Annotated in this window: 26 protein-coding genes and 4 tRNA genes; 7 read left to right on the top strand and 23 right to left on the bottom strand. The window is 60.9% G+C overall.

Annotation, left to right across the window (positions count from 1 at the left end):
- Positions 1–7: 7 nt before the first annotated feature.
- Positions 8–982, bottom strand: coding sequence for a quinone oxidoreductase family protein (locus tag QM801_RS08315; protein WP_415018745.1), 975 nt, complete (start codon positions 980–982; stop codon positions 8–10).
- A complete protein-coding gene (locus QM801_RS08320) occupies positions 979–1,752 on the bottom strand; it encodes a Card1-like endonuclease domain-containing protein (protein ID WP_415018746.1) in 774 nt (257 codons plus the stop codon). Before QM801_RS08320 ends, QM801_RS08315 begins: the two co-directional genes overlap by 4 nt.
- 51 nt (positions 1,753–1,803) lie before the next feature.
- On the opposite strand from QM801_RS08320, the gene QM801_RS08325 reads away from it, so the two are divergent.
- On the top strand, positions 1,804–2,973 hold the full coding sequence (locus tag QM801_RS08325) for an aminotransferase (RefSeq protein ID WP_415018747.1): 1,170 nt from the start codon (positions 1,804–1,806) through the stop codon (positions 2,971–2,973).
- A gap of 5 nt (positions 2,974–2,978) precedes the next feature.
- Here QM801_RS08325 and QM801_RS08330 read toward each other — a convergent pair whose 3' ends face one another.
- From QM801_RS08330 to QM801_RS08365, 8 genes are all read right to left on the bottom strand, one after another.
- The gene (locus tag QM801_RS08330; RefSeq protein ID WP_415018748.1) at positions 2,979–3,146 is read right to left on the bottom strand and encodes a hypothetical protein; all 168 of its coding nucleotides are present in this window, start codon (positions 3,144–3,146) and stop codon (positions 2,979–2,981) included.
- Between the two features lie 52 nt (positions 3,147–3,198).
- Entirely contained in the window at positions 3,199–3,723 is a 525-nt protein-coding gene (locus QM801_RS08335) for a hypothetical protein (RefSeq protein ID WP_415018749.1), read from the bottom strand.
- A gap of 419 nt (positions 3,724–4,142) precedes the next feature.
- Complete coding sequence (locus QM801_RS08340; RefSeq protein WP_415018750.1) at positions 4,143–5,264, bottom strand: extensin family protein; 1,122 nt, start codon at positions 5,262–5,264, stop codon at positions 4,143–4,145.
- A 123-nt stretch (positions 5,265–5,387) separates the two neighbouring features.
- Positions 5,388–6,215 carry a FecR domain-containing protein gene (locus tag QM801_RS08345; protein WP_415018751.1) on the bottom strand — a complete coding sequence of 276 codons (828 nt, stop codon included), beginning with the start codon at positions 6,213–6,215 and terminating at the stop codon, positions 5,388–5,390.
- Between the two features lie 350 nt (positions 6,216–6,565).
- Entirely contained in the window at positions 6,566–6,973 is a 408-nt protein-coding gene (locus QM801_RS08350; protein WP_415018752.1) for a hypothetical protein, read from the bottom strand.
- A gap of 346 nt (positions 6,974–7,319) precedes the next feature.
- Positions 7,320–7,526 carry a hypothetical protein gene (locus QM801_RS08355; protein WP_415018753.1) on the bottom strand — a complete coding sequence of 69 codons (207 nt, stop codon included), beginning with the start codon at positions 7,524–7,526 and terminating at the stop codon, positions 7,320–7,322.
- 118 nt (positions 7,527–7,644) lie between these two features.
- Positions 7,645–8,676 carry a hypothetical protein gene (locus tag QM801_RS08360; RefSeq protein WP_415018754.1) on the bottom strand — a complete coding sequence of 344 codons (1,032 nt, stop codon included), beginning with the start codon at positions 8,674–8,676 and terminating at the stop codon, positions 7,645–7,647.
- A gap of 842 nt (positions 8,677–9,518) precedes the next feature.
- Positions 9,519–9,611 (bottom strand) — tRNA-Ser (locus QM801_RS08365).
- A gap of 217 nt (positions 9,612–9,828) precedes the next feature.
- On the opposite strand from QM801_RS08365, the gene QM801_RS08370 reads away from it, so the two are divergent.
- A complete protein-coding gene (locus tag QM801_RS08370) occupies positions 9,829–10,851 on the top strand; it encodes a Fe(3+) ABC transporter substrate-binding protein (protein ID WP_415018755.1) in 1,023 nt (340 codons plus the stop codon).
- Between the two features lie 107 nt (positions 10,852–10,958).
- The gene (locus QM801_RS08375) at positions 10,959–11,246 is read left to right on the top strand and encodes a hypothetical protein (protein ID WP_415018756.1); all 288 of its coding nucleotides are present in this window, start codon (positions 10,959–10,961) and stop codon (positions 11,244–11,246) included.
- Positions 11,247–11,331: 85 nt separating this feature from the next.
- On the opposite strand, the gene QM801_RS08380 is transcribed toward QM801_RS08375, so the two are convergent.
- From QM801_RS08380 to QM801_RS08400, 5 genes are all read right to left on the bottom strand, one after another.
- Positions 11,332–11,598, bottom strand: coding sequence for a hypothetical protein (locus QM801_RS08380; RefSeq protein ID WP_415018757.1), 267 nt, complete (start codon positions 11,596–11,598; stop codon positions 11,332–11,334).
- 268 nt (positions 11,599–11,866) lie between these two features.
- Complete coding sequence (locus QM801_RS08385; RefSeq protein ID WP_415018758.1) at positions 11,867–12,904, bottom strand: endonuclease/exonuclease/phosphatase family protein; 1,038 nt, start codon at positions 12,902–12,904, stop codon at positions 11,867–11,869.
- 43 nt (positions 12,905–12,947) lie between these two features.
- Entirely contained in the window at positions 12,948–13,694 is a 747-nt protein-coding gene (locus QM801_RS08390; protein ID WP_415018759.1) for a glutathione S-transferase family protein, read from the bottom strand.
- Between the two features lie 167 nt (positions 13,695–13,861).
- The gene (gene gatB, locus QM801_RS08395; protein ID WP_415018760.1) at positions 13,862–15,340 is read right to left on the bottom strand and encodes an Asp-tRNA(Asn)/Glu-tRNA(Gln) amidotransferase subunit GatB; all 1,479 of its coding nucleotides are present in this window, start codon (positions 15,338–15,340) and stop codon (positions 13,862–13,864) included.
- A 54-nt stretch (positions 15,341–15,394) separates the two neighbouring features.
- Complete coding sequence (locus QM801_RS08400) at positions 15,395–15,631, bottom strand: hypothetical protein (RefSeq protein WP_415018761.1); 237 nt, start codon at positions 15,629–15,631, stop codon at positions 15,395–15,397.
- A gap of 56 nt (positions 15,632–15,687) precedes the next feature.
- Here QM801_RS08400 and metC point away from each other — a divergent pair, with 56 nt between their 5' ends.
- The 3 genes from metC to QM801_RS08415 all read left to right on the top strand — a co-directional run bounded on the left by metC (position 15,688) and on the right by QM801_RS08415 (position 19,063).
- Positions 15,688–16,863: a cystathionine beta-lyase gene (gene metC / locus QM801_RS08405; RefSeq protein WP_415018762.1), complete on the top strand. Its 1,176-nt coding sequence runs from the start codon at positions 15,688–15,690 to the stop codon at positions 16,861–16,863.
- Between the two features lie 127 nt (positions 16,864–16,990).
- Positions 16,991–18,478 carry a trimethylamine methyltransferase family protein gene (locus QM801_RS08410; protein ID WP_415018763.1) on the top strand — a complete coding sequence of 496 codons (1,488 nt, stop codon included), beginning with the start codon at positions 16,991–16,993 and terminating at the stop codon, positions 18,476–18,478.
- A 72-nt stretch (positions 18,479–18,550) separates the two neighbouring features.
- The gene (locus QM801_RS08415) at positions 18,551–19,063 is read left to right on the top strand and encodes a CreA family protein (protein ID WP_415018764.1); all 513 of its coding nucleotides are present in this window, start codon (positions 18,551–18,553) and stop codon (positions 19,061–19,063) included.
- 205 nt (positions 19,064–19,268) lie between these two features.
- On the opposite strand, the gene QM801_RS08420 is transcribed toward QM801_RS08415, so the two are convergent.
- The 5 genes from QM801_RS08420 to QM801_RS08440 all read right to left on the bottom strand — a co-directional run bounded on the left by QM801_RS08420 (position 19,269) and on the right by QM801_RS08440 (position 21,084).
- Positions 19,269–19,346 (bottom strand) — tRNA-Arg (locus tag QM801_RS08420).
- Between the two features lie 29 nt (positions 19,347–19,375).
- Positions 19,376–19,681 (bottom strand): ETC complex I subunit, encoded by a 306-nt coding sequence (locus tag QM801_RS08425; protein WP_415018765.1) that lies wholly within the window; start codon positions 19,679–19,681, stop codon positions 19,376–19,378.
- A gap of 56 nt (positions 19,682–19,737) precedes the next feature.
- Positions 19,738–19,814 (bottom strand) — tRNA-Pro (locus tag QM801_RS08430).
- 111 nt (positions 19,815–19,925) lie between these two features.
- Complete coding sequence (locus QM801_RS08435; RefSeq protein WP_415018766.1) at positions 19,926–20,441, bottom strand: DUF192 domain-containing protein; 516 nt, start codon at positions 20,439–20,441, stop codon at positions 19,926–19,928.
- Between the two features lie 61 nt (positions 20,442–20,502).
- Positions 20,503–21,084 (bottom strand): cold-shock protein, encoded by a 582-nt coding sequence (locus QM801_RS08440; RefSeq protein ID WP_415018767.1) that lies wholly within the window; start codon positions 21,082–21,084, stop codon positions 20,503–20,505.
- Positions 21,085–21,385: 301 nt separating this feature from the next.
- Between QM801_RS08440 and QM801_RS08445 the strand changes: the two genes are divergently transcribed.
- A complete protein-coding gene (locus tag QM801_RS08445; protein ID WP_415018768.1) occupies positions 21,386–21,805 on the top strand; it encodes a VOC family protein in 420 nt (139 codons plus the stop codon).
- Between the two features lie 3 nt (positions 21,806–21,808).
- On the opposite strand, the gene QM801_RS08450 is transcribed toward QM801_RS08445, so the two are convergent.
- The 3 genes from QM801_RS08450 to QM801_RS08460 form a co-directional block, all read right to left on the bottom strand.
- Positions 21,809–22,189 carry a cupin domain-containing protein gene (locus QM801_RS08450; protein WP_415018769.1) on the bottom strand — a complete coding sequence of 127 codons (381 nt, stop codon included), beginning with the start codon at positions 22,187–22,189 and terminating at the stop codon, positions 21,809–21,811.
- Positions 22,186–22,932, bottom strand: coding sequence for an SDR family NAD(P)-dependent oxidoreductase (locus QM801_RS08455; RefSeq protein WP_415018770.1), 747 nt, complete (start codon positions 22,930–22,932; stop codon positions 22,186–22,188). Before QM801_RS08455 ends, QM801_RS08450 begins: the two co-directional genes overlap by 4 nt.
- A 32-nt stretch (positions 22,933–22,964) precedes the next feature.
- Positions 22,965–23,039, bottom strand: a tRNA-Glu gene (locus QM801_RS08460).
- Between the last annotated feature and the right edge of the window lie 70 nt (positions 23,040–23,109).

Consider the following 23,109-nt stretch of genomic DNA (forward strand, 5'->3'; position numbering starts at 1 on the left):
TCGCCCCTCACGGCAGAAGGACAGTCGAACCGGTGGTCTTGCGCGCCTCCAGATCACGATGGGCCTGAGCCGCCTCGGCCAAGGGATAGCGCTGGTTCACGGTCAGCTTCACCTTGCCGGACTTGACGATCTCGATGAGGTCGGAGGCCGTTTCCTGGAATTCACCGTCGTCGGCCGTGTACGACATGAGGGTCGGACGCGTCACGAAAAGCGAGCCGCGGGCGGAGAGCCAGCCCAGGTCGAGGTTCTTCACCGGCCCTGAGGCATTGCCGAAGCTCACCAGCATGCCGCGCGGACGAAGGCTGTCGAGCGAGGCCATCAGGGTTGCCTGGCCCACGCCGTCATAAACGACTGGAACGCCAACGCCGTTGGTGATCTCGCGCACCGTCTTGGCCACGTCGTCCTTGGAGGAATTGATCACGTAGTGGCAGCCGTTCTCACGGGCGAGCGCCATCTTCTCGTCGCTCCCCACGGTGCCGATCACCTTGACCCCCAGCGCCTTCGCCCACTGCGAGAGAATGAGGCCGACGCCGCCCGCCGCCGCATGCAGCAGGATGGTATCACCGCGCTTTACCTTGTAGGTCGCCCGCAGCAGGTAACGGACCGTCATGCCCTTCAGCATCATCCCTGCCGCCGCTTCATCGCTGATCGCCTTCGGCAGTTTCACCAGCCGGTTGGCAGGATAGTTGCGGACCTCCGAATAGGCGCCCAGCGGCGCGCCCACGCCATAGGCCACCCGGTCTCCCACCTTGAAACCCTTGACCTTGGCGCCCAGCGCTTCGACCACGCCCGCAGCCTCGAGACCGATGCCGCTTGGCAGCGGGACAGAATAGAGGCCGTTGCGATGATAGGTGTCGATGTAGTTGAGGCCGATTGCCGTGTGGCGGAGACGCACCTGCCCTTCCGCCGGCGATGGAACATCCACGTCTACAAACTTGAGAACCTCGGGCCCGCCCGTCTTTTCGAACTTGATCGCTTTCATGTCTGATCCATCTTTTCGGTCTGAATGAGATTTGCGAGGGCCTGGCGCAGCTTGCCGAACGCCAGTTCCTCGAGGGGGATGACGCGAACGTCGAGAATGGCCGCCTTGCCCATCAGGGCATTGTAGCGGGCAGACCCCTTGGCTTCATCAAAAAGATCGGTCGATACGAGGATCGCCACCTTGTCGCCCGGACGGCCAAAATGATCGATCAGGTTGTCCGCCTCATGCACCGCATCCATCAGGCGATTGCGGTGCTTCTTGTCATGCATGTCGAGTTCGGAGCGCAGCGCCTTGCAGGAGACGAAACCGAGACGGTCGCCCTCCCGCATGATCAGGTCGATCTCGTTCTCGCCGGAGTAGCCCTGGACCGACCAGCCGAGCGCCTGGCCGAAGACGGCCTCGTCGGCACCGGCATCCATGGCCGCCAGCCACGCCAGTTCCTCGAGCCAGCCGCCAGAAAGATAGCGCCGGCCTTGAGCCTCGCAAATCTCGTGCCCATGCTCCTCCTTGAGGATGATATCATGCCGCAAGAGGTCGCCGATCAGGGCATGGCCCTCGACCGAAAGGGTTTCCGCCACGATCTCCACGTGGCGGAGGAAGGAATCGGTGTTGCGCAGCACCCGGTCCCGCACTTCTTCGAAGACCCGGTAGTTCTCCGAAATGATCCTGGTCATCTCGGCCCGCTGGCGGACATCGTCAAGATCGTGGGGCTGCCCCTTCAGCCACGCATGGCGTGTCTTCAAAATGCTTTCAATCGTCGGCCCGGTCATGCCAAACTCAATGCCTCAAAACGATGCAATTTCAAAGCGCAGGATTCGCAGATGGGATACCCGGTTTCTGACCTTGTTGGCCGCGTAGAGGCACCTCCGATTGCGGAGGCCATGAGTTGGGTACGCCAAGGGCCCCGCAACCGCGACCTGATCAATCTCTGCCAGGCGGTGCCGAGCTATCCGCCCGCCCCCGAACTGCAGCAGGAATTCGGGCGCATTGCCCTGCAGCCCGGCACGGGCGGCTATACCGACATCTATGGCCTTGCCACGCTCCGCGAAGCTTATGCTGGCCATCTCGGCGCCGACTACGGGGCAAAGGTCGCGGCGAACCATGTGGCGATCACCACGGGCTGCAATCAGGCCTTTGCCGCTGCGGTGATGTCGGTCGCAAAAGCGGGCGACGACGTGGTGATCCCGGTACCCTATTATTTCAATCATCAAATGTGGCTGACCATGCTGGGCATCGGCCTCAACACCATTCCCGCTTTTGCGGAAGGGCGCTCGCATCCGTCCGCAGAAGATGCCGCGAAAGCGATCGGGCCACGCACCAAGGCGCTCATCCTCTGCACCCCCAACAACCCCACTGGAGCCGTCTATCCGGCCGAGGTGATCGAGGCCTTCTTCGAACTTGCGAAGTCACGCGGCATTGCCCTCATCCTTGACGAGACCTACAAGGACTTCCGCCCCAATCCGGCCCCTGCTCACGCGCTTCTCCAGCGTCCTGACTGGAACGACACGCTGATCCACCTCTACAGCTTTTCGAAGGTCTATGCACTTGCAGGCTACCGGCTCGGTGCGATGACGGCAGGTCCTTCCATCCTTGCGGAGGCCGCCAAGGTGCTCGATTGCATGACCATCTGTCCGCCGCAGATCACCCAGCAGGGCGTGATCTTCGCTCTGCGCGAACTTGACCAGTGGAAGCGCGGCAAGCTGGAGATGATGGCCGGCCGCCTCGGTGCCATCCGCACCGCCTTCGCGCGCAAGGGCCTTGAGTACAAGCTGATCAGCAGCGGCGCCTATTTTGCCTATGTGCGCCATCCCTTCCGCGGGGAGGCCTCGAAGTCGGTGGCCATGCGCTTGGCCCAGGAACACGACGTGCTGTGCCTGCCGGGCTCGATGTTCGGCCCGGCGCAGGAGGATTATCTCCGGCTCGCCTTTGCCAATGTCGATGCCGGCATCATGGAACCCCTCGTCGACCGGCTTATTGCGACACAGGTCTGACGCCCTCAGGCGCGGCCCTTCGGCCGCCGCCGTGTGGTTTCGTCACCGGGATCGGGACTGGGATCATCCGGTTCGCGCGCGCCCTTCGGAGGTTCTTCCTGCTTCTCCTTCAGGCGGCGGCGGATCTGTTCGGCGTCCCTGTCGGTCAGCTTTGCACCCGTGTCCTTGGCCATGGCGGAGTTCTCCTTTTGAGGAGAACTCTCTGTGCAGACGCCGGTTCCGGCTTTAGCGCCGTGTCACCTTGATGGTGGCCAGCGACCATGGCGTGATCACGTAGGTCTGGTTCCGGGCGAGATGGCCGTCGGGATGGAAGGAAAAGTCGCCCAGCGGCAGCGACGGACCGTGCGAGCTGTCCATCAGCATCAGGTCTTCGTCAGTGATGTCGGTCACGACCGTCCAGTGGGCATACTTGTGACCGTCATAGCCGAGCAGCACCACGTGCCCCAGTTTCGTCTCCTTGCTGAGGCGGGCGAGTGCCGCCGGCGCATCGAGCGTACGCCTGGCCTTCCACGGCCACTTCACCTTCACGGAGATGCCATGGCAGCGCTTGAGATACTCCGCGGCCGTGAGGAGACCCTTCATGATGTCCGGTGTGTCGGTGCCTTCGGTCACCATCTCGGCAAGGCGCCACTTTGCATCATGCTGCTTCAGAATGATGCGGAAGAGCATGCGCCAGGAGATCTTGTCGCTGATCCCTTCCTTGTAGCAGGCAGCGCGCAAAGCGTTGATGATGGAGTAGGTCCCGCACAAACAATCGAGTGCTCCCTGCCGATAAGGCTTCGGCATCGGAAGTCGTGACTGTTGACCCTTGCTTGTCGACGTTGCCATTCGCGTACTCAACGAACTGATATTGGACTCACACACCACAGATGATGTGCATCCTCACTGCTGTTGAAGACGACCCCACCCGATGGCAAAAAAGATAACCACAGCAATATGTTGCGGTATCCGCGGGCGGCTGTCCAGACGCTTCTCCGGGAATTTTAGAAGACTTGGACAATGGGCAATTTTACCCTGTTTTCGAGCCCGAAACAGGCTCCTTTACGCTGCCCCCGGCGGGGCGCAATCCCTTGAATGGACGTGTGTTCCGGGCCAGTACCTGCAAAAAAGGGAAAATGAAGGGGAATATTTCCCTGCGCAGGTTCTCGGCCACTCGGGCGCGCATCCCGTTATTCGCACAATTTATGGTTGCCCTTCCGACCCCGCTTTTCAAGGTCGAAATGGAAGTGTTTGGCGTGGGCGGCATTGGTCCCGGGACCGAGTACCGTGGTGAAATAGCTGCATCCTGCAGAGCGCAGTTCCTTCAGGAGACGGGCATTGGACGTGAGACCGAAGCCTCCGCCGTTGACGCTGACGGTCCCGCCGTCGGCCGTCTTCAGGTACTCGATGTCCACCGCATTGCCGAAGGCATGTTCACTGAGCTTGCCGGAGGAGTCACCGTTGCGGCCACGGCACTGATAGCCTGGACCGGTGCCAATTGCCTGCAGCGGCGCGCCGGTCGCGCGCTTCACGGCGGGTGCGCCCTTGTCCGAAACCCACGCCGCGAGACGGGCGGCAAAGCCGCAGGTGAGCAGCGGCTTGTCGGGGAAGCGCACAAAGGTGCCATCGACCCGCATGCCGTTCACCCGAACGGGTTCGTAGACGGAACAGGCTCCGGCCGAGACGGGCGTTGCCGCCTGGGTGTAATCCACGCGGAACTTCTGGAGCGCAGCGAAACACGCATCGCCTGCAAGCGTGCCATCTGGCATGGGGTTCGCGGTGGGGGGAACAAGACGCGATGGCGGCTTCTGATCTGCGGCCGCTACCTGCTTGCGAAGCACAACCTCTTTCCGCGGCGGCGGCGGAGGTGGCGGCTGCATGCGGTCTGATTTCTGCGGGATCTGCGAAACAACGGCCACGTCTGCGGGTGCCGTCTTCACCGGTTTGAGTTTGGGCAGGATCACCTCTTCGTTGCCGACTTGCGACGGAGCTTGAGGCTTCAATCTGGGAACGGGCGGCGCCTGCGTTGCGGAGGCAGATTTGGTGCTGTCCTTTTTTGCTCCCGCCTTGTCCGAGCCGGTGTCAGGGACAGCTGCTTTCTTCTCCGCTCGCGGGCGTGCGGCAGCTTGACGGCATTTCATGCCCGGTACCTTGCTGCAGAGCTGGCGATCTAGGCGCTGCATGGCGCGTTTGAAATCGTTCTGAAAGGCGCGGATGCCGGAGGTTTCTGCCCGGACAGGCGCTGTCGTGGGCAGCATCAACAGCAGCACAGATGTCATCAAGACAATGCCATTCCTGAGCTGATTCATCATGACTGCGAAATGCCCCATGCCACGCGCCGGTTCCCGCGGCGCACCCCCGGTCAAGCCGAAACATGTGGCAAGAGTGGGGAGAGGTAGTCTCTCCCTACTCCATCAGGTTTGCATGGCGCAAACTCAGTTTTTGCCGATGCCCTCGTCGCCGGTGCCGTTGCCGCCCCCACGGCCCCTGCCTTCTCCACAATTGCCTTCGCAATGCGGGTGATGCTCTTCCGGGTGCGGGCACGGTGGCGGAGGTGGGGGTGGCGGAGGCGGTGGAGGTTGAGGTGTCATTCTCCCGGCTCTTTCCCGGTTTTCACGGGGAATGATGGAAGAGGACTGCAGGCAGCCGCTGCCGGCAACCCGGAATCGGGACGACAGGCTTCCAGGATTGGCCAGATACGGAAAGACCTGTGCCGCAGCGCGCTTCGACTTGAACCCCGCTGCAATCGGCTGGACCTTGGAAACCCTGCGGCCGATCTCGACATAGTCGCACGCACGTTTCAACTCCTGGCACCCGCCTTGGCCACACACGTTGGCGCGTCCGTTCAGGAGCGCGACATAGGTGATGCCGCCTCTGATGGTGATGTCGAGCGCCGTGCCGCGAATGCCGAGAGTGGCGTTGCGTGCGGAAAGATAATATGCGGAGGAACCACTGGATCCACTGATCCAACGGATCGCGCCTCGCGACGCCCTGAGACCCAGGCGCTTGAAGCGCGTGTTTCCGCTCATCAACGAACTGGTGATGTTGAGGCTTGACGACGGTCCGATCGCGAGCTTCGTGCCGTCGACAAAAACGAGTTCACCGCGGCCGCTGCCATTTGCCGTGAGGCGGGTGTTCTCTGCGATGCCCGATCCAACTTGCAAGGACCGGCCGCCTGCCAGAACTGACGGCGTCACTGACACTGCCTTGGCGATATCATCCGCCGTTGCCGGAAGCGACGCGCCTGTCAGCGCCAAAGCCAAGAACAATAGTCCACGCGCGAACACACGTACCATAGCCAACCCCATACCCTGTACACCCCGCGAATCAGCCTAGCCCAACTGCAAGGTGTGTCCAGTGAAGTTTGCGATCTAAGACTCTGAAATGGCGGCCTAAAATGCGGATGAGCCGCCTAATTTCTAGGCAGCGGCACGGGAAGACCCACAAAGTGATGGACCAAATTGTCCGTAAATTCAGAGCTTTCGGCGTGTTTGTCACTCACATCGAGCACTCAGAGGAATCTTTGGGCCTCTCCGCTAAATCCAAGCCGATGTAAGCAGGAGTCTGGCCACGTCGCTGCCCAAGCCGCGCGGAGCATGTTAAGTGTCAGCAGCTACTGCAGCGACACCTTGAGAGATGCTGGTGAAACCCGCGCCAGAATGGCGCTTTTCTCTTCTGGTGTGAGATCACGGCCAAGTGTGGCGATTTCCGTTTCGACGGCCGCCACCACCTGGAGTGAACTGAGAGCGGCCATGACCTTGATCTCCGCGTAGCGCTCGACAACTTTTTTCAGTTCATCCGGTCCCAGCCCGGCGATCGAGACGTCGGAAAGCTTGCTGAGCGCATCGCTGGCGCGGCGATGAATGTCCTGCAGATTGCCCCGCGCCTCGCGCAGCGCCTTCTCGACCTCAAGGCTGTGCACCGCCGCGCCCGGCACAACCGACTTTTCCCCCGGCATGCAGTGACTTCCCTTCCCCCAGAACCCGGCGGCAAACAAACACATGAAATGTCGTGCCGACATGGGCCAGTTCCGGCGAACTGATGGGACATCGGATGTGTGGGCAAACCAGCCGCGTGTTTTTCCATCAGTCCCATCTCGACCGATGCAACACTCATGAAGTAGCCTTTCGGCAATCGCCACATACCGATCTGCGGCGGATCGATTTCGGTTTCACGATTGTGGTTGGCCTGTTGCTTGCTTGAGATGCTCAAGCTCAAATGATGATCTTTACGGCTGATCAATGGAAAACAATGCCTCCCGAAGTGAAGGCCGGCTACAGCATGGGGCTGGTGGTTGAAGTACTCGCTGGGACCATGCTGCCGGATAAACAAGACACTGTTTTGGCCCTTGGACTTACGGGCTGCATTCAAGAAACCCCATTGAGGGAGCCGTAAGCGAAAATCCAGAGCGGTCCGGGCGGCCTTCGGTCCAGCAACTGTTCGGCCGCATTTCTGTAATCTTGGTCAGTGAAATAGTCATACTTGTCAGTTCCCCAAGGTGGTTCTGGAACTGTGCGGTGGCAGAGCGCCACCAATTCAGCGGTCAAAGCCATTTCATGGATACGGGAGTTCATTTTCAACGCTCCGGCTTGCCCTTCTCGAGGTGCACCACATTGGCGGATTCTGGACTCTCAAGAAAGCTCGCCCCTTCGGGCATCAGCATGTGGGCGCGTTGGGTGGTGACAATGTTGATTAGGGAGCATACTTTTGCTGCGCCACCATCAAAACGAGCTGGACGAGTTTCGGCAAGGTCGCTTTGTCACGGAACTCACTGTACCGCGCAGATAGCGCCACGGCGAACTCCCTCATCAACGACGTATTCGCCGCGCTCTCGATCATGCTAGCAACTCTATCGGCAGTCATTTCGTGTTCGTGGCCCGCGAATCCAATCTGTGCCATGTGAATTGCCTTCGCGATGGTCCAGCCCTCGTCATGGCGGCAAAAAACAACTTGTGGAAGCCCTGCAAACATAGCAGCAGAGACGAAGCCTAGACTGCCCGATCCGATCGCAAGCCTGCGACCCGGAAGCTGCCTCTTCAGATCGAACGGCTTTTCCACGAGCTTGATTTTGCTGCCTGCAATCCTGTCGCGCCAACGCTCACTCTCTCCTCCAAGATAAAGGAGCATCGGAACACCTGACTGCTTCATGCCATCAATTATCGCCGTGTTTGCAATCCCGCCGCTAAAATATCCGACGGCCACTTCATCTGTTTCTGGCGAGGGACTGGGTGAGCCGTTGGGGTGCTCCACGCCCAGATAATCCTGTTGGCGAACCTCCCAATACGGATCAAATATGGGAATGGTCATCAAAGCATATGCAGTTGCCTGGTTCATTTGTGGCAACCGCTCCAGTTTCCATGCTCCTACCGAAGCCAGGATGCTGTTGAGTTCGTTGAGCAGGAATTGTTCAGAAGGCGCAGGTCCAATTCCAAATGGCTTTCGATAAGGAACACATTCCGCTGCTTCAGGTGGCGGCAAACTGTAGCCTGTACCAATGGCAACAGATCCGACTGTACCGCGGGCTGCCATTGTCAGGGATGGCGCGTAGTCGGCTACAACAACATGCGGGCGGTATTCCGCTATGGTGTTTTTCCAGAAGACCAGGCGTTGCCTTAAGACCTCTGCTTGTTTCAGGTATTGAAGCGCCAGGTGGTGGACCAAAGAGGAAGGAACCACCGTAAGAGCTGGCTGGCGTTGAAGACAATCTGGCTGGACAAACTCCATGCCTTTGTCCGGAGACCACGTACTCGGCCCGGGAGGCAGGTACAATCGGATTTGTGTGTTGGTGTTCTCGTTCTTGAGCCCCTTCGCCAAAGCTTGCAGTTGAACGAAATGGCCGTTCCCTCCCCCAAATTCATTTGCAAGCAACACCCTGAGAAGTCATCACGCACTCAAACAAAAGGACCGCAAAGGCGGCCCCTCAAAATTTGCGCATGTCTGCTCACAAATCAAGTACGTTGCCATCCTTCGCCTTAGCCTGCTTGTGTCAAAATCCCAGATGACAACACGTACGACATTGAGGCGCATCCAAGCGGTAGGCCAAATTGAAAACCTCGGAGGGATTGGGGCCACTCCGAGGTCCGAACGTCTACGTAAGTTTCTTAACTGTCGCCTGTGCCTTGGTCCGCGGTGCCGTCATTATCGCCCTCCGGGACCATGTCTCGAACCTTGGTCAGCGGTGTCGTCGTCATGCTGCCGGGCCTTCTCGTCCTTGAACGTGGCCTCCAGCGTCTCAAGGTCGGACCATTCCCCAAACGTGAGGATACCTGCTGACTACCGCTGCTTCGCTCTGCGGGCCTCAGCGTTCATGAAATGACGGGAGTCTTTGCCAGCTCTTACGAGTTCAAAGGCCCCTCTGGCCGGTCCCTTGGCCTCCGCTCGCGTCAGATGCCTTTCTGAGCCAAGAATATCTCTGTCAGTTTCCCGGCGAAGGTGGAGCGATAGATCCGGCGCCCGTTGCCCGTTGCAGTGACAACCAGATAACCAACGATGGTGAAAAGTGAGCAACAAAAGAGGCCCTGATTGCGGGCCTCTGACGGTCATCTTCGGAAGCCAGCGGGGAAGTATGGCGGAGACGGAGGGATTCGAACCCTCGATACGCCTTGACAGCGTATGACGATTTAGCAAACCGTTGCCTTCAGCCACTCGGCCACGTCTCCGGTGGGCGGGCTTTTGCCGTGATTTGAGAGTGGGTGCAAGCAGTTCGTCATCTCTCCCGTTCGCGCACTCGGCTCCTGCGATCATCGCCCACAACAACCACGCAAAAGCATCCGAGATTAGATCATTTCTAATTTCCGAGCGTTTTAGTCGGAATGCTTGACAAGGCAGATTGATCCGGTCATTTCAACGCCGACACAGCACACCGGAGTTTCGACCATGTTCAAGGCCGCCCGTCTCCTCGCGCTCTTCGGCAGCGCCCTTCTCTGCTCCACCGCCGCATTCGCCGACGGCGTGGTCAATGTCTATTCCTACCGCCAGCCGCAACTGGTGCAGCCGCTCTTCGATGCCTTCAAGAAGGAAACGGGGATCGAGGTGAAGATGGTGTTCGCCGAAAAGGGCTTGATCGAACGCATGGAACAGGAAGGCGCGCTGAGCCCGGTTGACGTGCTCCTCACTGCGGATGTGGGCCGGCTCGTGGAAGCCGCCGACAAGGGCCTGGGCCAGCCCATTGCTGATGACAAGATCACTGGCAAGGTGCCTGCCGCCCTCCGCGATCCCGGCAACCAATGGTTCGGCCTCACCATGCGCGCCCGCGTCGTCTATGCGTCGAAGGAGCGCGTGAAGCAGGACACGATCTCGTACGAGGAACTGGCCGACCCGAAATGGAAGGGCAAGATCTGCACGCGCCCCGGCGACCATCCCTACAATCTCGGCCTCATCGGCGCGATGATCGCCAAGCGCGGCGAAGTAGCCACCAAGACCTGGCTTGAAGGCCTCAAGGCCAATCTCGCCGTGAAGCCGTCGGGCAATGACCGCGCGCAGGCCAAGAGCGTCGCCGCCGGCGAATGCGATCTCGCCATCGGCAACACCTATTACATGGGCCTGATGATGACCAACGAGAAGGAGCCGGAGCAGAAGCAGTGGGCTGCCGCGTCCCGCATCATATTCCCCTCCTCGCCAGAAATGGGAACGCACGTGAACATTTCCGGCATGCTGATGGCGAAGAATGCGCCGCACCGCGACGATGCGCTGAAGCTGATGGAGTTCCTGGCCAGCGACGAATCACAGGCCCTCTATGCCAGCCAGAACTTCGAGTATCCTGTGAACCCGGCCATCAAGCCTTCGGAGATCGTTGCAAGCTGGGGCAGTTTCACGCCTGATTCCGTGAACATCATGGAAGTGGCGCGGAACCAGAAGGCCGCCGCACAGCTTGTGAACGAAGTGCAGTTCAACGACTGAGCCCGCTTTTCGGGCCTTTCGGTGGGAAACACTCAACCGGACGTTAACCAAATCTTCTGGCGTCCGGGGCTAGATCATGCGAAACTTGAGTCTCAAGGAGTACCCCCATGAGGAAGTCAGTCCTGTCCGTGTTGATCGTGGCCGCCTGTGCAGGTTTTGGCGCGGCGGAGGCTGTTGCCTACGAGAACTTCATTCCCATGGGTACGGGCTATTCGACTGATGTGGACAGCGTGCCGCGCTTCGGCAGCGAGCGTTCGCAGGTCAACAGCACCACCGACGTTCTGGAAACCGAGATCTGGCACCGGAACCGCGATGCCGCGGAGTATGACAGCAAGTTCCGCCAGTTCCAGTCCGGCAACGAATTCAAGCAGGATACTGACTTCATCGACTACTGATCACGGGCCCTGCCCTTTCTCACTGAAAAGCCCGCGCGACGCATGTCTCGCGGGTTTTGTGTTTCTGAGGCAGGCGCCCTGCTGATCAGTGCAGGGTCATCCAAGCGCGGGCCTGGCGTTGCGCTTCGGCAATCTGCTGCGCCGACATTTCGCGTGCCAGTTCGCAACGATAGCTCTTGGCGTTGTCGCTGCCCTTGAGAGCGGCCAGGTTGAACCACTTGTGTGCTTCAACATAGTTCTGCGCAACGCCGCGGCCGAAGCAGTACTTGAGGCCCATGGCCAGCATGTCGTCGGCGGAAGCCGACAGCGGCAAGGAGTTGGCCATGGTGTTCTCGATCGTATCCCAAATCATTTTCAGTCCCTCTGTTTGACGCACAGACCCTGTTTTGTTTTTTGGTCTGCCGGGCACCACCCACCGTGGCGCCCTGTTGAGGGGCAATCTGACTCAGCCGATCAAAGGCGGGCTTAAGCGGTGTCCTTAAGGAGTTTTGAACAGGAATTGCGGGCGGCGTGGTGAAGCAAAAGTGAATGCAATTCGATTCAATAGCTTGCGGCTTTTGCAGGGCATTCTGCACCCTGCCCGCGTTGACGGCCGGTTTACCTTGCCTGCGGGAAGCGGGTTACTGAACGTCGACGCCGAGCGTCATCACCACCGGATAATGGTCGGAGCCAGCCGGTTTGCCGATCTGCGGCTGGGCCAGCACGCGGATCCCCTGCGAGGCGAAGATGTGGTCGATCGCCAATTGCGGCAGTTCCACCGTTGATGGCCAGGTCGGGAGGCTGGTGAGGCGGTTGACGCCGAGCCCCTGCGCAAGCGTTGCGGTGACGCGCGAGAACGGCGTTGCGTTGAAATCACCCATCACGATCATCTTGCCGGAGGCGGATTCAAGATGCTTCACGAAAGCGTCCACTTGGCGGAGCTGGGCCCGCGCATGGGGAAAGCGCGTGGTGTGCACGGAGTAGACGGTGAGGCCATCCAGAGGCCCTTCCATCTGCGCGCTGATGAAGGGCGGGCCATCCCACAGGCCGTCCGCCTCCAGGCGCCGCATGGGCAGCTTTGAAAGAATAGCGAGATGGCAGGCGGGCTCGGACGAACATTCGGCCTGATAGGGATAGAGCGACTGCAGGCGGCCAAGCAGCGGCTGCTTGTCCGCCGTCAGTTCGACGAGCGACACCACGTCCGCATCGATACGGCGCAATTCAGTCTCGATGGCATCGATGTCGGTGTTGGGGAAATAGAGATTGAACTGGGCCACGCGGATGGCGCGCTCACCGGGGTTCAAGGTCCAGGGTCCGGAGGTCACCGCGCCTACTGTGCTCTGTGACCACAGGCCGTAGCCCACGCAGGCGAGGATCGACAACACGATGCCATAGAAGGCCTTGCGGCGCGGCAGGAAGCTCGCGAACGCAAAGGCGCCGGTGACGAAGAAGAACTGCGCGGTGAATTGAGCGAAGACATCGAAGTCCGGCCAGATCTGGCCCAGCCTGCCGGCAAGCACGCCGCCCACGCCGACAATGAGCCCGATGAGCGCCCCGCCCCATTCGACGTTGCGCTTCCGCTTCTTCGGAGCAGGCTTCTCGGGCTCGGGCTTGACCAGGATCAGGTCAGGATCGAGTGCTGCGATATCGTCAAGAAAATCGTCTGGCTTCGTATTCAATGGACAGGCACCTGAAATCGACCCCCGATTCCAAGCGTCGGTCTTACACCAAACGGCTCTCCATGGGCAAAAGCTGTTCCGGCGTTGCAAAGCCCGGAAGGGCCTCAATCCGCTTCTTCCACGCGGAAACATGTGGATAATGTCCGAGGTCGACGTTCGCATCGGCGCAGAAGCGGACGACGCTGTAGATGCCGACATCGGCAGCGGTTGCCTTCTTGCCGGCAATCCATTCCGACTTGGTGAGTTCGCCCTCGAGGACGGCGAGCGCCGCCTTGGCCTCGGTGTCGTACATCACCCGCACTTCATCGCCGAACTGGCGGAAGCCACGGTTGCGGGCGCGCAGGCGGTACACCGGAACGGCGAGCTTGTCCCACTGCCAGAACAGCCATTCGCGGATGCGGGCGCGCTCCAGCGGCGTCTTGCCGTCGAACTTGCCGAGGGTCTCGGAGAGATGGATGAGGATTGCCGCCGACTGGACCAGGAAAACCTGGCCGTCGCGGAGGGCCGGCACCTGGCCATAGCGGTTCTTGACCAGATAGTCGGCGAGTTTGTGGGCGCCGTCACGCAGGCTCACATGGATGTAAGAGAACGGATGGCGGCAGAGCGACAGCATCAGGGCCACGGTGTAGGTGCTGGTGGAGCCGGCGAAACCATAGAGGGTAAACCGGTTCTTTTCCGCTGCGGACGGCCCCTTTTCCTTGGGGGCCTTGGCCACTTTCGCGCCTTTGACGGTCTTTGCCGGCTTGGACACAGCCTTGCCTTTCGCCGCCTTCTTGGCTGGCTTTGCCATCTTCTCCCACTCCCCTGATTGTACGTGTGCTGAAATTCAGCATACGGACTATAGCGGATGGGCGGCATCCTGCCAATGGTTAACAACCATTTGTATTTAAATGGTTATTTTCACCGTTTTTGGGTGAATTTTCCCGGCGCGGCCCGGCTGGGCAATGCCAAAACGGCTCAAATGCCGAGTTTTGCCTTGAGAATATCGTTAACGGCTTGGGGGTTGGCCTTGCCGCCGGTGGTCTTCATGACCTGGCCCACGAACCAGCCCAGCATGTTGGGCTTGGCCCGGACGGCCTCCACCTTGTCGGGGTTGGAGGCGATGATCTCGTCCACGGCCTTCTCGATGGCGCCGGTATCGGTGACCTGCTTCAGGCCCCGCTTTTCGACGATCTCGGCCGGGTTGCCGCCCTCGGTCCAGACGATCTCGAACACGTCCTTGGCGATCTTGCCGGAGATGGTGCCGGCGGCGATCAGGTCGACAATCCCGCCGATCTGGGCAGCGCTCACGGGCGAGGTCTCGACGCTCTTTCCTTCCTTGTTGAGGCGGCCGAAGAGCTCGTTGATCACCCAGTTGGCGGCAAGCTTGCCGTCCCGGCCCTTGGCCACGGCCTCGAAGTAATCGGCCGAGGCCCGCTCGGAGACGAGGACCGTGGCGTCGTAGGCCGAGAGGCCATAGTCCTTCACGAAGCGTGCGCGCTTCTCGTCCGGCAGTTCCGGCAGTGCCTTGGCGATGCCGTCCACCCAGCCCTGCTCGAGTTCAAGCGGCAGCAGGTCCGGATCGGGGAAGTAGCGGTAGTCATGCGCCTCTTCCTTGGAGCGCATCGAGCGCGTCTCGCCCTTGCGGGCATCGAACAGGCGGGTTTCCTGATCGATGGAGCCGCCATCTTCCAGAATGCCGATCTGGCGGCGTGCCTCGTATTCGATCGCCTGGCCCATGAAGCGAATGGAGTTCACGTTCTTGATTTCACAGCGCGTGCCGAAATCACCACCGGGGCGGCGCACCGAGACGTTGACGTCGGCGCGCATCGAACCCTGCTCCATGTTGCCGTCGCAGGTGCCGAGATAGCGCATGATCTGGCGGAGCTTGGTGACATAGGCCTTGGCCTCGTCGGCGGAACGCATGTCCGGGCGCGAGACGATTTCCATCAGCGCACAGCCGGAGCGGTTGAGGTCGACGAAGCTCATGTTGGGGTGCTGGTCGTGCAGCGACTTGCCGGCGTCCTGCTCGAGGTGCAGGCGCTCGATGCCGACGGTGACGGTCTTGCCGTCGTCGAGATCGATCATCACCTGGCCTTCGCCAACCACCGGCTGCTTGTACTGCGAGATCTGGTAGCCCTGCGGCAGGTCCGGATAGAAGTAGTTCTTGCGGTCGAAGACGGAGTAGTTGTTGATCTTCGCCTTGAGGCCGAGGCCCGTCCGCACCGCCTGCTCCACGCAGAACTTGTTGATGACGGGCAGCATGCCAGGCATGGCGGCATCCACCGTTGAGACGTGGTCATTCGGTTCGCCACCGAATTCGGCCGAGGCGCCGGAGAACAGCTTCGCCTTGGACAGCACCTGGGCATGGACTTCGAGACCGATGATGACTTCCCAGTCACCCGAAGCTCCCTTGATCCAGTCCTTCTTGTCGGCAACGCGCTTTGCGGAATCCATAGCTCTCATCCAATCCGGAATTTTGGGGGGTGGTATCGTTTTGGGAGGGTTTGATCAACCCCCGCCCGCAAGCTCCCGGCGGATGGCACGGACCAGATAAACGGCGAGCAGGAACAGCAGGCCCAGGATAACGAGGAAGCCCGTGTCGCCCCGTTGCAGCGCCAAACCCTCGTCTCCCCAGCGTTGCCACAGCAGGATCCCCGCAAAGAGCGCCAGAAGCACCGCCGAGGCCCAGGACCCCCGGTGCAGGATCACGAGAAAAATACGCGCGAGAGGTGACATTTCGACCATGGAATAGAACCTCCCACCATATTGATTTCGAGGCAAGAATAGTCTCTCGTTCAGCCATGGAAAAGAACACCAAGGACCGCTCCACCCTGAAGCCCGCAACGCGGATTGCAACCGCCTCCCGGCAATATGCCGAACACGGCATGGTCAATCCCGCCGTCTACCGGGCCTCCACCATCACCTTTCCGGATGTCGACACCTTGGTGAACCGCAGGCAGGACTATCTCTACGGGCGGCGCGGCACGCCCACCTCGCGGGCCTTCGAGACGGCGGTGGCGGAACTGGAGGGCGGCCATGACTGCAAGGCCTGTCCGTCCGGCCTTGCGGCGATTTCCTCTGCCCTGCTCGCCTTCCTCAATGCGGGCGACCACCTTCTGATGGTCGATACGGTCTACCATCCGGCGCGGGAATTCTGCGACAAGGTGCTGAAGCGCCTCGGCGTCGAGACAACCTATTACGATCCGCTCATCGGCGGCGGCATCGCCAAGCTCATGAAGGCGAACACCCGCGTGGTGTATTGCGAAAGCCCGGGCTCGCAGACCATGGAAGTGCAGGATGTGCCGGTCATTGCCGAGGCAGCGCGCGCCAAGGGCGCCGTCGTCATGCTCGACAACACCTGGAGCGGCGGCCACTACTTCAAGGCCTTCGACATGGGCTGCGACATTTCCATTCAGGCGGCGACGAAATATCTCGTCGGCCACTCCGATGCGATGATGGGAACGGTCACCTGCAACGCCGCCACATGGCCACAGTTCAAGGATGCCTACGAGACAATGGGGCTCTTCGCCGGGCCGGACGACATGTACCTCGCGCTCCGTGGCATGCGCACCCTCGATGTGCGCCTCGAGCGCCACATGAAGTCGGCGATTACCGTGGCGGAATGGCTGCGGGGCCGCGCCGAGGTCGAGACCGTGCTCTATCCCGCCCTCAGCAATGCGCCCGGACACTCCCAATGGAAGCGCGACTTCACAGGCGCCAGCGGCCTCTTCTCGCTGGTACTCAAGCCGGCGAGCCCAAAGGCCATGGCGGCCATGCTCGATCACATGGAGCTCTTCAGCATGGGCTATTCCTGGGGCGGCTATGAAAGCCTTGTGGTGCCCTTCAAGCCGCACCGCACCGCCACCGCGTGGAAAGGCGAAGGCCCCTGCCTCCGCCTTCACATCGGCCTCGAGCACCCGGACGACCTGATCGCCGACCTCGATGCCGGCTTCGCCCGGCTGAAGGCGGCACAGTAAGGCAGGCTAATCCATTAATTTTCGCGTTATTTCAGGGCAGTAGCGGCCACTCCTCGCTGCCTGTTGCCTCCAGGCATGGCTTCAGGCATGGTATTGACTGAACAGTCAATCAGAATTGGAGAAGGTCATGCGACGCGCCACCGCCCGAAAACTGCAGCAGCCTGCGCCCGCTCCAGCCCTGCCCCATGGCCTCCACCTGGGCCGCACCCAGCCTTACAACCCCCTCGCCCCGAAGGATGCGCGCGCCATCATCGATGCCGCCTACCGCCTGCTGGAGGAAATCGGCGTGCGCTTCGAGACCGGCACCGAGGCTGATGCCCTGCTCGCCGCGGCGGGCTGCAACGTGACGGGCGACAGCATCGTCCGCATTCCCCGCGCCGTCGTCGACCGCGCCCTCTCCACCGTGGCGCGCAGCACGAAGCTGTGGAACCGCGACGGCACCTCCTCCCTCGACATCGACAGCGAGCACACCTGGTTCATGCCGGGCATGACCTGCATCAAGGTCTTCGACCTTGAAACGGGCGAGCCCCGCGACAGCACCGGTGCCGACCTTGCCGCAATCACCCGCGTGGCCGACGGGCTCCCCAACATCGATGCCGTGTGTGTCGCCTGCAAGGATGTTCTCAATTCCAACATGAAGGGCGAGATCGGCGAATTCGCCATCATGGCGGCGAACACCACGAAGCCGCTCGAATATCTCTGCGAATTCTCCGAATCCTTCCGCGCCGCCATCGCCATGGCCACCGCCATCCGCGGCTCGCGCGAGGCGTTGCGGGAGAAGCCCTACTTCCTGCACATCATCACGCCGCTGCCGCTGTTCTATGCGGAGACGCATATCGAACAGATCATCGAGGGCGCGCGGGCGGGCGTACCCTTAAGCGTGGGAACGCTCGCAATCGGCGGCGCATCGGCACCCATCACCACGGCGGGCTGCATCGTGCAGTGCCTCGCAACAGATTTCGCCGGCATGGTGCTGGGCCAGGCCGCCGCACCGGGTGCCTTCTGTATCGGCAGCACCAACCCTTATTTCATGGAGCCCGCAACGGGCGGCATCGGCAACATGCCGCAGACCATGCTTGGCGAGCAGATCATCTGCCAGATCCGCCGCGAGCTGGAGTTGCCCTCCTTCACCGGCCTGGGCGGCGAAGCGAAGTCGCGCCGCTTCAACCAGGACGCCGTGTTCGAAATCTCCTCCATGATGGCGCAGATCTTTCACACGCGCCCTGCAACCTGCGACTATCTCGGCTCGCTCGACCAGGGCATCACCTTCTCACTCCATGCGCTCCTGCTCTGCGATGACTATGCAGGCCTCCTCCGCAGCATGTGGAACGGCACGGTGATTGACGAGGACACGCTGGCGCTCGGGCCCCTGCGCGACGTGGGGCTGTTCGGCACCATCCTCGGCCACGAGCACACCGCCCGCCATTGCCGCAGCAGCATGTGGGGCAGCCGCTACTTCGGCAGTAACGAACCGCTCAGCACCTCCGGCAAGGAAGAGCGTGATCTCGCACTCCGCATCGACGATGACCTGCGTGAACGGCTGCAGGCCCCTCCCCCGCCGCCGCTTGATCCGGCGGTTCAGGAGGCCTTCACGGCGGTTCTGGCGCATTACTGAGCGGGACATCGTATCGCCTTGAATTATCGGCCCCGCATCCTATGTGTGGGCGGCAACCGAGGGGTCGTCATCATGAAGAAGTTTTTTGCCGCAACGCTTGCCGTTCTTGCCTTCGCCGCTCCGGCCTTCGCGCAGGAGCAGGATGATCCGGAACTCATCTTCAAGAAGACCACCGTGTGGCGCATGCTTTCGCCCGACGCCAAGCTCGCGACCTATGCCATCAACGATCCGGGCGTCGAGGGTGTGGCCTGCTACTTCACCGTTCCCGAAATCGGCGGCTGGAAGGGCTGGGCCGGCCTTGCCGAGGAAGTGTCGGATGTCTCCATCGCCTGCCGCCAGACCGGCCCCATCGTGATCAAGGAGAAGTTCGAACAGGGTCACGAGATCTACCGCCAGCGGCGCTCGCTCTTCTTCAAGAAGATGCAGATCGTTCGCGGCTGTGATCCGAAGAACAACGTGCTCGTCTATCTGTCCTACACCGACAAGCTGATCGAAGGGAGCCCGAAGAACTCGACCTCGGCCGTGCCGATCATGCCGTGGGGCACGTCCACGGCCACGCCGAACTGCGGTGATTTTTTGAACTGACGACCTTGCTAAGCTTCACCATTGGAAAGCTGGATTCCGGCTCGCGCGCGACATCTCGCTCCGCTCGATCAAGGCGCGCGTCCGGGATGAAGGTGGGAGAGAGGTGGAAGATGATGGACTTCGCCTTCTCTCGCTGGCGGGAGAAGGTGCCCGAAGGGCGGATGAGGGTGGTCGAGCGCGCCGCTGGAACGACAACAATCGGCAATGGCGACCCCGGCAGGATTCGAACCTGCGACCTAGTGCTTAGAAGGCACTTGCTCTAGTCCAGCTGAGCTACGGGGTCGTTAGGCTGGACGCCGGAACGCCGGACGCTCAGTGCGTCCAGTTTTCGCTGCGGCCAAACTTGAAATTGTCGGAGTAGGACTTCTTCTGCGGTCTCACAGGCGACGGCTCCTGGACCACATAGGCGATGCCGTTCTTGCGGCAATAGGCTTCCGCCTCTTCCAGCGTCTCGAAGGTGAGCTTCACCTGCGTCACCGTCTCGACGGTGGAGGTCCAGCCCATCAGCGGATCGGCGGTGCGCTTGGTTTCCGGTTCATGCTCGAGAACCCAATCATCCGTCTTGCCCTTGCCGGACTGCATGGCGTTGCGGGAAGGCTTGTAGATGCGAGCAGGCATGTGAACCTCTTTGTCTTGCCGGGCCGCCCGGACGCTTGAGGCCGGGGCAGCGAAGCTGGTCGGGGCGGCGGGATTCGAACTCGCGACCCCCTGCGCCCAAGGCAGGTGCGCTACCAGACTGCGCTACGCCCCGACGTGACTTCTGCGGGAGGGAATAACGGGTTACCCCCTGCTCCGCAAGCCCGCCGGAATGGTGAATATCAGGCCCGCTCAAGGCCTCAGCCCGAGGTCTCAGCTCAGGGCCTCAGGGATTGGCCGGAACGGCCACATCCGGCATGGTGCCGGCTTGGTCTTCCTCTTCCTTGAAGATCGGATGGAAGACCTTGTCCTCGCGCTGGATGCCAAGGCGCTTCACGGTGCCCGCCGCCACCTCCAGCACCGCTTTCACCGGCTCTTGTACGCTGATCGTCTGGAGCGACATGGGTTCGGTGTTCTCGGCCACCGCGGCAATCGAGCCATCGGCGCGGATGAACAGCATGTCGAGCGAGATGTAGGTGTTCTTCATCCACATGGCGGCCGGGCGCGGCTCGCCGAAGTCGAAGAGCATCGCCCTGTCCTCCGGCAGCTTGTGGCGGAACATGAGGCCGCGGGCGCGCAGGTCATCGGTATCGGCCACTTCCGCATCGAAAATGGCCGCCTCTTTCTGCGTGACAACCGTCACGGGTTCGATGCGGGCGATTTCCTGCGCATCCGCCAGCCCTGACAAAGATGACAGAACTGTAATGGTGAGCAGGCAGAGAAAAACGCGAAGCAGCCTCATGGCAACCGTGTCACCGGGGATTGCAGCAAAAATGCGGCTGAGGTGAAATCACCTTCAGCTTCTAGTTGGTGTGCGGAGGACCCGAGTCCAGAGAGAGCCGCACTTCCGTCGCCATCTTGCCCTTCGGGCTGTCGCCGTAACGGACATAAATCCACTGGTCGGGGATCAATTCGGCAACTGCGGTTTTGCGCATCACTTCCATGTGCACGAAGATGTCGCCCAGGCCTTCGCCTTCGGTGGCGAAGCCGAAGCCGCGCGCACGGTTGAACCACTTCACCTTGGCGCGCACCCAGCCGGTCGACGGAGCGACCTCGGAATGAGTACGGGCCTTGCGCTCCACCGGGTGGATTGCTGTTGAATGATCAACGGAGAGAACCTTGAGGCACTGATAGCCCTTCTGGCGCGCCACGACCTCGCATGCGATCCGCGTGCCTTCGAGAGGCGCGTCGAACCCATCCCGCTTCAGGCAGGAAAGATGCAGGAGAATATCTGGGAGACCATTGTCCGGAATGATGAAGCCATAGCCTCGGCCCACATCAAACCATTTCACAAGACCGTCGACGCGGATGATGTTGACACCCGCCTCTGCCCCGCCTTGCATGACATGCCCGGCAATCGCCGAGCCTTCTTCTTTTGCCGCCATTACATACCAACCCCTGCGGGCACAGCCCCGGCCCGCACCAAACTTTGAACAAATAATTAACGATTTGTACAGTGGTAGACTGCATCGCGTTGATAACTTGATGCTGTTGCGTTGCCGTGTTGCAACGCCAGCAGCACTGACATGAAAAAGCACGGCAAAAAGAGATACTTGATCACAACACCGCGGCGCTTCATCTTTGTTCCGCTTGTGCCTATCTCATTCCGATACCCTGTCTTTTGACCGGGAAAGCGAATCAACTCACCGCAATTCTGCGCGAACTCACTTCAGAAAGAGCCTTTCGATGAAATATCTCCACACCATGATCCGCGTTTCCAACCTGGAGCAGTCGCTCGACTTCTTCATCAACAAGTTGGGCTTCGTCGAACAGCGCCGCTACGAGAACGAGAAGGGACGTTTTACCCTGGTCTTCGTTGCGGCCCCCGAAAGCCCGGATGCACCGGTTGAACTTACTTACAACTGGGACCCCGAGGTTTATACCGGAGGGCGCAACTTCGGCCACCTCGCCATCGAAGTTGATAACGTTCACGACTACTGCGCCAAGCTGATGAAGCAGGGCATCACCATCAACCGTCCGCCGCGCGACGGCCGCATGGCCTTCATCAAGACGCCGGACGGCATTTCCATTGAAATCCTGAACAAGGATGGTGCGCTTACCCCTGCCGAGCCCTGGCTCAGCATGCCGAACACCGGCACGTGGTGACGCCTACCAGCTTCCCTTCACGAAAACGGCTTCATCCGCACCAGGCCACGGCGGCATCGTGACACCCACGATGTCGAGTGGCTCTGCGCCGTCGCAGCGAAACTGGAAGGACGTGCCCACTGGGATGGTGAGCGAAAGGCCGGGAACGAGGTCCGTCACGGTCTCCGTCCCGCCCTCTTTCCGCCAGATGCGGCCCTGCCCTGATATCACGTACCAGAGTTCATCGACGCTGCGGTGCACGATGGCCTGCGCCACCTGCCCCGGCTGAAGCCGGAAGTGGGCCATGGAGCCGCGCGGCACGGAAACGAGAATGCGCACTTCCGAACCATCGGGTGCGGTGACGTCGGGCAGTTGGGGAAGCTGTCTCTCGCCCGCGCCGCTCACGGCATCAACTGTCCGCCGTTCACCTCGATCACCTGACCGGTGACATAGCCCGAGGCCTTCTCGCTGGCGAGATAGAGGAAGGTGCCGGTGCAGTCGTCAGCCGTGCCGAGGCGTTGCATCGGAATGGCCTTGGCCGTCGCGGCCAGCTTCTCGGCATTGGAGAAGCGCGTGTGGAAAGCGGTGTGGATGGTGCCGGGCGACACTGCGTTGACGCGGATGCCGTGGCCCACCAGTTCCTTGGCGATGGTCTTGGTGAAGGACGAGACGAAGCCCTTGGCGCCGGCATAGACGCTGCCGCCGGCACTCGAACCCTGGCGGGCTGCAATCGAGGTCACGTTGATGATGGTGCCGGACTTCTGCTTCATCATCTCGTTCGCGGCGAGGCGCGAGCAATGCACGAGCTGGCGGCAATTGAGATCGAAGACCTTGTCGATGTACTCGTCGGTGAGGTCAGCCAATGCAGTGCGGGCCACAAGGCTGCCGGCGTTGTTCACCAGCACGTCGATGCGGCCAAATTCCTTGAGCGCAAGTGCGATGAGCTTGTCCGGGTTGCCGCGTTCGGTGAGATCCATCTTCACGGTCTTGATGCCGGCGGCCTCGATCGCCTTCAACTCGTCGCCGCCACCGTAATACTGGGCCAGCACCCGCGCGCCGCTTGCAGCAAAGCCCAGCGATGCGGCACCGCCAATACCTGTGACGCCGCCCGTCACCACAACGGACTTGCCCTTCAGATCATCATACATTGGAAGCTCCACCTGCAGCGGGAGAGAAAAAGTGGCGCGCCCTACGGGAGTCGAACCCGTCTTTGCAACGTGAAAGGCTGCCGTCCTAACCGATAGACGAAGGGCGCACTGGAAGGCCTTGCAGGTGACAAATCACCGAAGGCCGACGCTCTATAGGTGGGCAAATCCGGCTTGGCA

Source organism: Aestuariivirga sp., assembly GCF_047600585.1.
In the GTDB taxonomy this organism is placed as follows: Bacteria; Pseudomonadota; Alphaproteobacteria; order Rhizobiales; family Aestuariivirgaceae; genus Aestuariivirga.